The sequence below is a fragment of the Paenalcaligenes hermetiae genome (genome assembly GCF_039543645.1).
Lineage (GTDB): Bacteria > Pseudomonadota > Gammaproteobacteria > Burkholderiales > Burkholderiaceae_B > Paenalcaligenes > Paenalcaligenes hermetiae.
Window position 1 is genome coordinate 80,746 of the sequence record NZ_BAABKD010000007.1, and the last position, 12,368, is coordinate 93,113.

A 12,368-nucleotide genomic window follows, 5' to 3' on the forward strand; every position below is an offset into this window, starting at 1 on the left:
ATAAAGCACAAAGGGAGCCGCAGCTCCCTTTAGTAATAGTCAAAAAGACAGCTTAGTGAGCGCTTGCTTGGCTGGCCCCTAAACCGGTTTGACTACGTACGGTAAGTGCATCGAAAGCAACCTTTTCACGGGTAGCCTCTGGGCTTTTATCAAGGACAGAGAATAACCAGATTGCACCAAAAGCTAAAGGGATGGATAGAATACCAGGGTTGGGGAAAGGCGTAATTGGCTCAGCAAAACCAAAGACGTCTACCCATACCGTAGAGCTTAACATTACCCAAATCGTAGCCGTAATTAAACCGAGGAAACCACCAATTGCTGCACCGCGAGTCGTACAACCACGCCAAGAAATGGAGAGCACCAAGACGGGGAAGTTGGAGCTAGCGGCGATAGCAAAAGCCAAACCAACCATAAACGCGACGTTTTGGTTTTCGAACACAATGCCTAGAATAATAGACAAAATACCGAGCGCAACGGTAGAGATTCGTGAAATGCGCATTTGGTTGTGTTCGGTGGCCTCGCCTTTGGCAATGACGTTAGCGTAGAGGTCATGGGAGATCGCTGCAGCACCGGCTAGCGCCAAACCCGCGACAACGGCAACAATCGTAGCAAAGGTTACGGCTGCTAAAAACCCAAGCAGTAAGTCGCCCCCGACGGCGTTCGCTAAATGCACCGCCACCATATTCGTACCACCAATTAGACTTTTGATCATATCAAAATTGCCATCGGCGTCCGTGATGTAGTATTCGGGATGCTGTACTAGTAAGGCAATTGCCCCAAAACCAATAATAAAAGTCAGAATATAGAAATAACCAATAAAGCTGCTAGCCCAAATTACGGATTTACGTGCTTCTTTGGCATCTGCTACGGTAAAAAATCGCATTAAAATATGCGGTAATCCAGCTGTACCAAAGGCCAGCGCAATTCCTAAAGACAGAGCATTAAGCGGGTTGCCACTGACAGAAGAGCCAGGAGCTAAAATACCACGACCATCGGGGTGTACCGTGACGGCTTCGGCTAAGAGCTCATCCACATTAAAGCGGAAAGCCGCCAACACCAAAAAGGTCATAAGGGTAGCGCCAAACAGCATGAGCACAGCCTTGATGATTTGGACCCAAGTGGTTGCCGTCATTCCCCCAAAGGCCACGTAGATCATCATGAGAGACCCGACGATGACCACGGCGAGCTTATAGTCAATACCAAAGAGTAAAACAATAAGCTTACCAGCCCCTACCATTTGGGCGATCAGGTAGAGAGCGATAATTAAAAGGGATGCGCTCGCAGCCAAAATACGCATGGGGGTTTGCTTTAGACGAAATGAGGTAACGTCGGCAAAATTATAGCGACCCAGGTTGCGTAGTCGTTCAGCAATTAAAAACATTACGGTTGGCCAGCCAAACATAAAGCCAATGGCATAAATCATACCGTCAAAACCGCTGACATATACCATACCTGCGATCCCTAAAAAGGAGGCAGCAGATAAATAGTCGCCCGCAATAGCTAAACCATTTTGAAAACCCGTAATACCGCCCCCCGCTGTATAGAAATCAGAGGTGGTTTGAGTGCGTCTGGCAGCCCACCAGGTAATAACCATGGTGGCCGCAATAAACACCAAAAACATAATAATGGCGGAAGTATTACTTTTGTTTTCTGTTGCTGCATGGGCTAAGGATGAGGACCCAGCGAGCAAAATCAACGAAGAGAGCCATTTGTTCATTTTTGGATCTCCTGAATAATGTCTTTGAGTAGTGGGTCAAAGATCTTATTAGATAAATAGACGTACAAAGCAACTAAAATACTGGCGCTGATTAATACTAGGGTTGCGGTAAATACGCCAATACTGATGGTCATGTTGCCAATGGGACGTCCAAATAGTTCAGGGTCAAAAGCTAACGTTAAAATAAAACCCGCATAAATGATGAGAGTGATCACAAAAAAAGTCAGGCTAATACGGTTGCGTCGTTGTAATAGCTCTTGATATTTAGGATTTCGGATCACCTCTGCGACGAGATCGCGCGATGAACTCATGATTGTCTCCTTGATGTTTTTTTGCATCGTTAAGGGTTTATTGCATTAGGCAATAAGGTGGCGTATGTATACGCTCTGTGTCATCAATATACGTTTAGTATGGCTTTTCTAATACGCGACTTTGGTTGTAGATTTTTCAGATATTAAGGGGTTTTGGTAGTACACTGTAGACGAACGATGACACGCTAAGGAGTATTCACTATGCAGTCTGTGCAAACCGTAGAGGACTTTGCGTTATTAATTCGTAATCGACGGCGGGCATTAGGGTTAAGCCAAGCGCAGTTAGCAGAAAAAGTCGGCGCAAGTCGACAGTGGCTTATTGATATTGAAAAAGGCAAGCCGCGGGCGGAATTAGGGATGGTGTTACAGGTGCTTGCTGAGCTTGATGTGCAGCTGCAGGTGAAAACGGCACGTGCTCGACGCCGTGAGACCATAGATAAGGATCAGGGCGAAGCACAGATTCAGGCTTTAGCACAGGCGTTTCAGTTTTTAGATAAATAGCCTCAAGTATTAGTAAAACTTATTAGGGCTATAAACCTAGTGCATACCCTAAGTGTCAAAGCCTAAAAGATAAGGCACAATAGCTACATGCAGGTGAGGAGACGATAACAGCCCAAAAGGGCGGTGCCGTAAAACGGCTTAGCAGTACCTATAACTAGAATAAAACCCACAAAAGCCAATCTGGTTTTCAGATTGGCTTTTGTGCTTTCTAGTAGGGTAGTTAGAGACTGCTTTTAGAAAAAACGTTAAGTACAACAACCCCCGCGACAATGAGTCCAATACCGATAAAGCCGGCCAGATCAAGCGATTGCTTAAATAAAACAAAACCAATAATCGAAATCGCGACAATTCCTACCCCTGACCAAATGGCATACGCAATACCTACAGGAATATGTCGTAAAGACAAAGATAAGCAGAAAAAAGCAATCGCGTAGCCCACTATTGTGACTAGGGAAGGCCAAAGTCGAGTAAAGCCTTCTGCGCTTTTTAAGGCGCTGGTGGCAATGATTTCAGCCACGATCGCAATAGATAAATAAGTCCAGCTCATGATATTAATGGCGGGCAGAATGCCGTAGTAAGACTTTGACTGCGCCGCTTCCTCCTTCGTGTGGTTCGCAGTTAGTAAAAGCAAGCACAAAGTCCAATTGACTAAGCCAACGTCTTACCGTGGTGGGTAGAATTGGGGCAGCTTGTTTAGAGCCATAGCCTTTTCCGTGAACAATACGTACGCATCGGAACTGTTCAGCTAGACTATGTTGTAAAAAATAATCTAAACGAATACGAGCTCGATCTACCGTGGCACCGTGTAGATCAATAGTATTTTGAATTGGCCAACGCCCCTTTTTAAGATGCCGTAATACATCTGTACCACAAATAGGGTTCAGGTATTCGGCAAGAGGCGTGGTTGCGCTATCCCAAGGGTCATAAAAATCAGAGGTGACGTGTAAAGCGGTTAAGTGGCTTTGTCCCATCGCATGCTGCTGTCGTTGGCGCTTTTCGGCGTTGTAGGGCTTGGAGGTGGCTGGGCGAGGATGATGACGAGGGGTGGTTTTAAGTGGTATTACCCCTTTGACTGCTTGTCGAAATAAGGCCTGATCCTCGGCTTGTAGTGGAGAGCTAGAGGATTTAGGGGACTGCATAGACGCAAAAGTCTCGCCCGTTGGGGCGAGACGAGCGCACTCTTCCCTTGGCGGTGCAGAGGGTTGAACGCGCAATTGTTTGCGCAAGGTTTTAAGCTGCTTAAGCTGCTTAAAGGAGGGGGATTTATTTGCCTTCACTCTCTAACCAACGCTGTGCATCTAAAGCGGCCATACAACCGGTGCCCGCACTGGTAATAGCCTGACGGTAAATGGTATCTTGAACATCGCCAGCTGCAAAAACGCCGGGAACAGAAGTCATGGTGGCTAAACCCTCGCGCCCATTGCGAGTGATAATATAACCATTATCCATTTCTAGCTGGTCTTTGAAAAGCTCGGTATTGGGGTGGTGACCGATAGCAATAAACACACCCATGACATCAAGCTCTTCGGTGGTATTGTCCTGATTGTTGCGCAAACGCACTCCTGTGACACCCGAAGCATCGCCTAAGACTTCATCCAGCTCGTAGAACAGTTTCAGTTTAATATTGCCGTTTTCAACACGATCCATGAGCTTGTCGGTTAAGATGGGCTCGGAACGGAAGGTATCGCGACGGTGAACTAATGTTACGGTTTTACAAATGTTGGACAGGTACAATGCTTCTTCAACGGCTGTGTTTCCACCACCAACGACGATAACGTCTTGGTTTTTATAGAAAAAACCGTCGCAGGTAGCACAGCCAGACACGCCCCGACCCATAAATTCTTGTTCTGAAGGCAAGCCAAGGTACATGGCTGAGGCACCTGTGCATATAATCAGTGAGTCACATGTGTATGTGTTGCCACTGTCACCCTGTAAAGTAAATGGACGCTGCTTTAAATCTACCGATACAATTTGATCTACGATGAGCTCAGTTTCAAAGCGTTCCGCATGGGCTTGGAAGCGAGCCATGAGATCTGGGCCTGTAACACCGTTTGCATCGGCTGGCCAGTTTTCTACATCGGTGGTTGTCATTAGCTGCCCACCTTGTTCTAGACCGGTAATTAAAACCGGATTTAAATTAGCGCGAGCAGCATAGATGGCTGCCGTATACCCAGCAGGGCCAGAGCCGAGGATTAAAACTTTAGCGTGCTTAACAGTAGACATATTTATATTTCCCAAAAATCAATGACCAGCCAATTATAATGAGTCATGGCTAGAATACCTGTAACTTCAAATCGATCTGCAAAAAACGTCCGTAATGGGCCGTCTATTTGGCAACAACGACTGAGCACCCTAATGCGCGAAGCGCGTTGGGTGGTGTTTTTGTTGCTTGCTACTTGGTTATCTTTGGTTCTGTTTACGTGGAATAGTTCCGATCCGGCATGGTCGCAATCTTTACACGCAGGCAGCATCCATAACCAAGGCGGCAAGCTGGGTGCTTATGTATCCGACATTCTGTATTATCTGTTCGGCTATAGCACCTGGTTGTGGGTAGCACTATTGGTTCAACGGTTAATCGTTGGCTTTTATCGTATTACCTCTATTGTAATGCCTAGTGCAAAAATTCAAGAACCCCTACCGCGCGTGCCCTGGGAGCTTGGGGTGGGCTTTGTTTTGCTATTGATCGGTGCAATAGGCTTTGAGGCCTTGCAAAGTCGCATAGGTTTAGATCTACCGGCAGGGCCGGGTGGCCAAGCTGGACAATTGCTAGCTCATTTCCTGATTTTGTACTTAGGAATGGCCGGCGGTATTATTGTGCTGCTTTTGGCTCTATGTATTGGGGCGAGCTGGTTTTTCCGCTTTTCTTGGTTAAATGTTGCCGAGACAATCGGTAGCTGGGTAGAGCAGGTTTTTTTCTGGCTCATGCGTCAAAAGGCCACATGGGAAGACCGTCGGGTTGGGCAGGAAAATAGCGCTAACCGCAAAAAAAGCTTGCTAGCCAAGCATAAACCAGCGCAAACAGAAACGTCAGAGCGTATGGAGCCTGTGTTAACCGCTACGGGAATCCAGACGCGTGCTGAGCCAACTTTGGGTGGGGGGGCAACAAGCCAAGCGGCTTCTTTGGTGGCCGATCCGCCTTCTCGTCCTTATAAGCATCCTATTTTTGATGATCCAGATCCAACTCCGGCGAATGTTATGCCTGAACCGGATACGGTGCCTGTTCGTCCTATACAGAAGCAAACCCAGGTAACAGTGACTAAAGCCGCAAAGCTACCTACCGAGGTCGGTTTGCCGCCGCTTGACCTGTTAGACCCCGCCGAAGCCTTAGGTGAACCAATTTCAGAGGAAACGCTGGAGTTTACTTCCCGTTTAATTGAGAAAAAGCTAGGTGATTTTGGGGTGAATGTGACTGTCATGGAGGCTCAATCTGGACCGGTGATTACGCGTTATGAGATTGAGCCGGCGACAGGGGTAAAAGGAAATCAGATCGTCAACCTTTCAAAGGATTTAGCGCGCTCGTTGAGCTTGGTCGACATACGTGTGGTGGAAACCATTCCAGGTAAAAACCTAATGGGGCTGGAGCTGCCTAATCCACAGCGGCAGATGGTTCGTCTTGAGGAAATCATCGGTTCGGAAAGTTTTGTGAACAGCAAGTCCCTTTTAACGGTGGCCTTAGGTAAAGATATTGCGGGGCACGCCGTGGTGGCGGATTTAGCGCGCATGCCGCATTTGCTTGTAGCGGGTACGACAGGGTCGGGGAAATCTGTGGGGATTAACGCCATGATTTTATCCATTCTGTATAAAGCAAATCCAGATCAGGTGCGTATGATTCTCATTGATCCCAAAATGCTGGAAATGAGCATCTACGAAGACATTCCTCATTTGCTGGCTCCCGTGGTAACCGATATGCGCGAGGCGGCGAATGCGTTGACCTGGTGTGTGAACGAAATGGAGCGACGTTATAAGCTCATGAGTAAAATGGGGGTGCGTAATCTTGCGGGCTTTAATAACAAAATTAAAGAGGCTCAAGCACAAGGGGAATCCATTCCCAATCCTTTTTCTTTAACGCCAGATGCACCCGAACCATTAGAAACACTACCATTTATTGTGGTGGTTATTGATGAGCTTGCCGACCTCATGATGGTGGCAGGTAAAAAAATCGAAGAACTCATTGCACGCTTAGCGCAAAAGGCGCGTGCAGCGGGGATCCATTTGGTTTTAGCCACACAGCGTCCCAGTGTGGATGTGATTACTGGGCTTATCAAAGCCAATATCCCTACCCGTATTTCTTTTCAAGTATCGTCCAAAGTGGATTCGCGTACGATATTAGATCAGATGGGGGCAGAAACCTTATTAGGCCAAGGGGATATGTTGTATTTACCACCAGGCACTTCGGTGCCGATCCGAGTGCATGGTGCGTTTGTGGCTGATGATGAGGTACATCGAGTCGTCGAGTATTTAAAAGAACAAGGCGAGCCCGATTATATTGAAGGCATTCTGGAAGGCGGCGCTCCAGGGGAAACCGGTGATGGGCTCAATGCGATTACGGGTTTTGCAGACACAGAAACGGACCCGCTTTATGATCAAGCGGTTGCTTTTGTGTTAGAGAGCAAGCGGTCTTCGATTTCTGCGGTGCAGCGACAGTTGCGTGTGGGTTACAACCGTGCCGCACGCTTGGTAGAGCAGATGGAAAAAGCTGGCATTGTATCGCCGATGGGACCTAATGGGAGTCGAGAGATTCTTGTTCCGCATGCCGATGAATAACCCCATGCGTTTTTATTTGACAAGGTCAACATGATGAATTCATTTTGGAAAAAAATGGCGGTTGTAGCGAGTGCGCTTTGTGTTAGTGCCTCGCTTTATGCGCAAAGCGCTACGGATCAGCTACGACAGTTTGTACAAGAGGTCCGCAGTGCCACAGGTAAATTCACGCAGCACACCATGGACACACAAGGGCAAGCACGGCCAGAGCAAGCGGGAGAGTTTGCTTTTCAACGCCCTGGAAAGTTTAAATGGCAGGTACTTAAGCCTTATGAGCAGCTAGTTTTGTCTGATGGTAAGCAGCTTTATCAATATGACCCCGATTTAAATCAGCTTACTCAGCGCCGTGTGGATCAGGCTATCGGCACATCTCCTGCTGCTATTTTGTTTGGTTCGGGGCAGCTAGAGCAAAGTTTTCATTTGTCGGATCGTCCAGAACAAGATGGGCTTTTGTGGCTGCGTGCCACACCTAAAAGCAAGGATGCTGGCTTTGACTATATGGATATAGGCTTTCAGGCAGGTACTCCTGTCCAGCTGGTGTTGTTAGATGCGTTTGGACAGCAAACACGCATTACGCTAAGTCAGCTACAAACCAAGGTGGATTTAACGGCGGATATGTTTACCTTTACGCCACCAGCCGATGTGGATGTGGTGACGTTACCCTAGTGTATGGAACCCGACCTTTTTCAATCTTCCTCGCCCCAAAACTATGCTCCGTTGGCAGAACGCTTGCGCCCGCGTCAGCTGGATGAGGTTGTGGGGCAAAGCCATCTCATCGGCGAGGGCAAGCCGTTGCGTGTCGCTTTTGCCTCGGGGCGCCCGCATTCTATGATTTTCTGGGGCCCCCCAGGGGTGGGGAAAACGACCTTGGCGCGTATGATGGCGGATGGTTTTGATGCCCAGTTTATTGCAATTTCTGCAGTGCTTGGTGGTGTTAAAGATATTCGTGATGCGGTGGTCAAAGCCCAAGTGGCCCAAGGCCAAGGGCGACGTACGATTTTATTTGTAGACGAAGTCCATCGTTTTAATAAAGCTCAGCAGGATGCGTTTTTACCCTATGTAGAAAGCGGTTTGTTAACGTTTATCGGTGCCACAACAGAAAACCCTTCTTTTGAGGTCAACTCGGCGCTACTGTCGCGTGCGCGCGTTTATGTGCTCCAACCCTTGAGTGTCGAGGAGCTAACCGTTTTAGCGAATCGAGCGGTGGCCGTGTATGTTAATGATGCTCAGGCGAATTTGGTGTTTACGCCAGAAGCGAAGCAACAGTTAGCAACATGGGCTGATGGCGATGCGCGACGCTTGATTAATGCCGTAGAGGTAGTGGCTGAGTCAGCACAAACGGCACAGGTGCAAACGGTCGATCAGGCTTATTTGGAGCAGGCCTTGTCACAAAGTTTACGCCGTTTTGATAAAGGGGGCGATGCATTCTATGACCAGATCAGCGCGTTGCATAAGTCCGTGCGTGGTTCGGACCCAGATGCCGCATTATATTGGTTTTGTCGGATGATTGATGGTGGCGCTGATGCCTCCTATTTATCACGTCGTATTGTGCGCATGGCCTGGGAAGATATTGGTTTGGCGGATCCTCGGGCGCTACAAATTGCGAATGATGCAGCCACTACGTATGAGCGGCTAGGCTCACCCGAGGGCGAGCTCGCTTTGGCACAAGCTGTGATTTATTTGGCGGTTGCGGCTAAAAGCAATGCGGGTTATATGGCTTACAATCAAGCGCGTCGTTTTGCTGCAGAGCATGGCAGTGCCCCGGTCCCTGTGCATTTGCGCAATGCGCCAACTCAACTCATGAAACAGCTAGGGCATGGCAAAGCTTATCGGTATGCCCATGATGAGCCCCATGGTTATGCGGCGGCCGAGCACTATTTTCCTGACGGTTTAAAGCCGCGCTTTTATCAGCCAACCGATCGAGGTTTAGAGCAAAAAATCAAAGCGAAGTTACAGTTTTTAGCCGAGCTGGATCGGCAGGCACGCTCTAAAAAAACCTCCTAAGCTTAATTATTCGCGCTGATTTCGCTACAATTCTTTAATTCTTATCATTCCTTGAGCCTATTGTTATGTTAGACATTACACTGTTGCGTAAAAATTTAGATGAGGTCGTAGCGGCCTTGGCCACCCGTGGGGTTGTTTTTGATACGGAGCGTTTTAACCGACTCGAGTCGCGTCGTAAGGCCGTACAAGTAGAAACAGAAAACCTCCAGGCGCGTCGTAACACCGTGTCTAAACTCATTGGGCAGCTAAAAGCGAAAGGCGAAGACGCTTCTAAAGAAATGGCTGAGTCCAAAGCCATTCCGCAGCAGTTGCATGAACTAGAAAAAGAGTTGACTGCCATCCAGTCCGAACTGCACGAGTGGTTGAGCGGTATTCCTAACTTACCCCATGCATCCGTTCCTGTTGGTGAGTCCGAGGAGCAGAATGTAGAGGTACGTCGTTGGGTACCAGGAAATGCAGCAGCGGATGCTTTGCCTACCCCTTTTGATTTTGAAACCCAAGATCATGTTGCTGTAGGCGAAAAGCTGGGCTTGGATTTTGAGGCAGCACGAAAACTATCAGGGGCTCGATTTATGGTGTTACGTGGGCAGATAGCTAAGCTACATCGGGCCCTAGCACAATTTATGTTGGATGTGCAAACCGAGGAGCATGGCTATACCGAATGCTATACCCCCTATATTGTAAATAGCTCTACTTTGTATGGCACCGGACAGTTACCTAAGTTTAAAGAGGATATGTTTTGGGTCACCAAAGGTGGGCAGAACCATACGGACGAGGAAGAAGGCCCTGCCGAGGACCTCTATTTGATTTCCACATCGGAAATTACTTTGACAGGAACCGTGCGTGATGAGATTTTAGCTTCGACAGAGCTACCCATGCGTTTAACGGCGCACACGCCTTGTTTCCGTTCCGAGGCCGGTAGTGGTGGGCGTGATACACGAGGGATTATTCGTCAACACCAATTCGATAAAGTAGAAATGGTTCAGATCGTGCATCCTGAGCATTCGTATGCTGCACTGGAAGAGATGGTAGGCCATGCTGAAAGCATCTTACAGCGCTTGGGCTTACCTTATCGTGTGGTGTCCTTATGCACTGGGGATATGGGGTTTTCTGCTGCCAAAACGTATGACCTAGAGGTTTGGCTGCCCGCACAAAATACGTGGCGAGAGATTTCTTCTATTTCTAACTGCGAGGCGTTTCAGGCTCGACGCTTACAGGCGCGTTTCCGTCCCGAAAAAGGGCGTCCAGAATATGTGCATACGCTAAATGGTTCTGGTTTAGCGGTAGGGCGTGCTTTAGTCGCCGTATTAGAGAACTATCAACAAGCCGATGGCAGTGTGGTGATCCCAGAGGTCTTGCGCCCTTATATGGGGGGGGAAACACATCTTTACCCCACTGAGGCTTAAGTTTATTTAACCTAGCTTAAGCTGGGTTTGTCATAGATGAAAAATCAGTAAAAGACTAATATAAACAGCCCGCTTTAGAGCGGGCTTATTATATGATTTAGTGACGATTACGTAGTACGGGGTAATCTTTGGGCATCGGTAAAAGTAAAGGTTGTGTACCAGAGTTTTCATCTAGGTAGTGTTTTTGGCGTTTTGGACGAGAGCTACGATTAAGTAGCCATACCATAAGTGTTAACCAAACAAATAAAGAAAGGGCTTTGCTTAATAAGCTATTTAAGCTGGCATAGCCAGTAGAGCTTGAAGCCGAGATATGTAAAAGGTTAGCTAGAGTTGGGAATTGGCCTAAGAGTTCAATGAAAAGATTACCCGGAAGGTGGAAGGCCCAGCGCACGGTTTCCCAAGTTTCCCAGTAGCTGATACGCCCATCCGCGTTTTGATCAATAACCCATTGAAAAGATTGAATATGCATAACGGACTCCTTTAAAAGAGACCCGCCTAAAATGCACGGGTGACAAATCATTAACGATGTTGTCTTAACTAATATAAAAGCCAACCACGTGCTTTGCAAGCATATTTTGGACAAAAAAATCCCGCGCCTAGGCACGGGATTGGGTATAGGGTGGCGGACAGGGTGAGATTCGAACTCACGATACGCTTGCACGTATACTGGATTTCGAGTCCAGCGCATTCGACCACTCTGCCACCTGTCCGCATTCATTTTTTACTAAAAATGTAAAGCAGTCATTCTAGCAGAAAAACCACTAAAAAGACCAGCCCTTTAAATAGATAAAATCGGTTTTCCCTTTTAGGGTGACGCGTTACACTTAATAGGTTCTTTTCGTGGTCAACACCACAGTTATCTGGAGAAATATATGCTTACTGATAAAACCGCTGTTATTACCGGCTCCACCAGTGGGATTGGGTTAGCAATTGCACAACAATTGGCCGCGCATGGCGCAAATGTGGTGTTAAATGGGTTTGGTGATGCGGATGAGATTGAAAAACTTCGCGTGAATATCGAACTCCAAAATGATGTGAAAGCGTATTATTTGCATGCCGACCTCAGTCAGCCTGAAACCACGCGCCAGTTTATTCAACAAGCAGCTCAGTTAACAGGTGGTATTGATATTTTAGTGAATAACGCTGGTATCCAGCATACAGACCGCATTGAAAATTTTCCTGTTGACCGCTGGGATCAAATTATTGCCTTAAACCTATCCGCAGTGTTCCACACGACGGCAGCGGCTTTACCACATATGCAGAAAAAAGGCTGGGGGCGTGTTATTAATATCGCCTCTACGCATGGTCTTGTGGCTTCAGAAAACAAATCGGCTTATGTGGCTGCTAAGCATGGTGTGGTCGGCTTGACTAAGGTCACTGCTCTAGAGAACGCTGGCTCAGGGATTACATGTAATGCGATTTGCCCAGGGTGGGTCCGCACGCCTTTGGTCGAGGCTCAAATTGAAGCTTTGGCTGCCAAAAATAACTGTGACATAGAAACCGCGGCAAAAGCGCTTCTTGCTGAAAAACAACCCTCTTTGCAGTTTGTGACACCAGCTCAAATTGGGGGGGCGGTGGTCTTTTTGTGTTCAGAGGCCGCTGAGCAGATGACAGGTACAACGATGACGCTGGATGGTGGCTGGACGGCGCGTTAAAACAGGAAGTCAG

General features: G+C 47.7%; 12 protein-coding genes and 1 tRNA gene. 6 read left to right on the forward strand and 7 right to left on the reverse strand.

The features are described 5' to 3' along the window. Positions 1-52: 52 nt before the first annotated feature. Both actP and ABD980_RS04215 read right to left on the reverse strand, forming a co-directional pair. Positions 53-1,717: a cation/acetate symporter ActP gene (gene actP / locus ABD980_RS04210; protein WP_345369833.1), complete on the reverse strand. Its 1,665-nt coding sequence runs from the start codon at positions 1,715-1,717 to the stop codon at positions 53-55. Then, positions 1,714-2,028 (reverse strand): DUF485 domain-containing protein, encoded by a 315-nt coding sequence (locus ABD980_RS04215; RefSeq protein ID WP_300648258.1) that lies wholly within the window; start codon positions 2,026-2,028, stop codon positions 1,714-1,716. The genes actP and ABD980_RS04215 overlap by 4 nt, the downstream gene beginning before the upstream one ends. Before the next feature lie 201 nt (positions 2,029-2,229). Here ABD980_RS04215 and ABD980_RS04220 point away from each other — a divergent pair, with 201 nt between their 5' ends. After that, positions 2,230-2,529 (forward strand): helix-turn-helix domain-containing protein, encoded by a 300-nt coding sequence (locus tag ABD980_RS04220; RefSeq protein ID WP_300648256.1) that lies wholly within the window; start codon positions 2,230-2,232, stop codon positions 2,527-2,529. Positions 2,530-2,749: 220 nt separating this feature from the next. Here the strand turns inward: ABD980_RS04220 and ABD980_RS04225 are convergent, their stop codons facing one another. The 3 genes from ABD980_RS04225 to trxB are packed head-to-tail and all read right to left on the reverse strand — an operon-like array spanning position 2,750 to position 4,752. Continuing rightward, positions 2,750-3,079, reverse strand: a complete 330-nt coding sequence (locus tag ABD980_RS04225; protein WP_260649981.1) for a DMT family transporter — start codon at positions 3,077-3,079, stop codon at positions 2,750-2,752. Position 3,080: 1 nt separating this feature from the next. Beyond that, a complete protein-coding gene (locus ABD980_RS04230; protein WP_345369837.1) occupies positions 3,081-3,806 on the reverse strand; it encodes a Smr/MutS family protein in 726 nt (241 codons plus the stop codon). After that, entirely contained in the window at positions 3,793-4,752 is a 960-nt protein-coding gene (gene trxB / locus ABD980_RS04235; RefSeq protein WP_260649899.1) for a thioredoxin-disulfide reductase, read from the reverse strand. Before trxB ends, ABD980_RS04230 begins: the two co-directional genes overlap by 14 nt. Before the next feature lie 45 nt (positions 4,753-4,797). Here trxB and ABD980_RS04240 point away from each other — a divergent pair, with 45 nt between their 5' ends. The 4 genes from ABD980_RS04240 (at position 4,798) to serS (ending at position 10,700) form a co-directional block, all read left to right on the forward strand. Further along, a complete protein-coding gene (locus ABD980_RS04240) occupies positions 4,798-7,293 on the forward strand; it encodes a DNA translocase FtsK (protein WP_345369840.1) in 2,496 nt (831 codons plus the stop codon). A 30-nt stretch (positions 7,294-7,323) separates the two neighbouring features. Then, a complete protein-coding gene (lolA, locus tag ABD980_RS04245; RefSeq protein ID WP_345369842.1) occupies positions 7,324-7,956 on the forward strand; it encodes an outer membrane lipoprotein chaperone LolA in 633 nt (210 codons plus the stop codon). 3 nt (positions 7,957-7,959) lie between these two features. Next, complete coding sequence (locus tag ABD980_RS04250; protein WP_345369844.1) at positions 7,960-9,294, forward strand: replication-associated recombination protein A; 1,335 nt, start codon at positions 7,960-7,962, stop codon at positions 9,292-9,294. Between the two features lie 65 nt (positions 9,295-9,359). After that, on the forward strand, positions 9,360-10,700 hold the full coding sequence (serS, locus tag ABD980_RS04255) for a serine--tRNA ligase (protein WP_345369846.1): 1,341 nt from the start codon (positions 9,360-9,362) through the stop codon (positions 10,698-10,700). Positions 10,701-10,797: 97 nt separating this feature from the next. On the opposite strand, the gene ABD980_RS04260 is transcribed toward serS, so the two are convergent. Beyond that, complete coding sequence (locus tag ABD980_RS04260) at positions 10,798-11,169, reverse strand: hypothetical protein (RefSeq protein ID WP_345369848.1); 372 nt, start codon at positions 11,167-11,169, stop codon at positions 10,798-10,800. A gap of 151 nt (positions 11,170-11,320) precedes the next feature. Then, positions 11,321-11,410: transfer RNA gene (locus ABD980_RS04265), tRNA-Ser, on the reverse strand. A gap of 162 nt (positions 11,411-11,572) precedes the next feature. On the opposite strand from ABD980_RS04265, the gene ABD980_RS04270 reads away from it, so the two are divergent. Then, positions 11,573-12,355: a 3-hydroxybutyrate dehydrogenase gene (locus ABD980_RS04270; RefSeq protein WP_300648241.1), complete on the forward strand. Its 783-nt coding sequence runs from the start codon at positions 11,573-11,575 to the stop codon at positions 12,353-12,355. Positions 12,356-12,368: the final 13 nt, after the last annotated feature.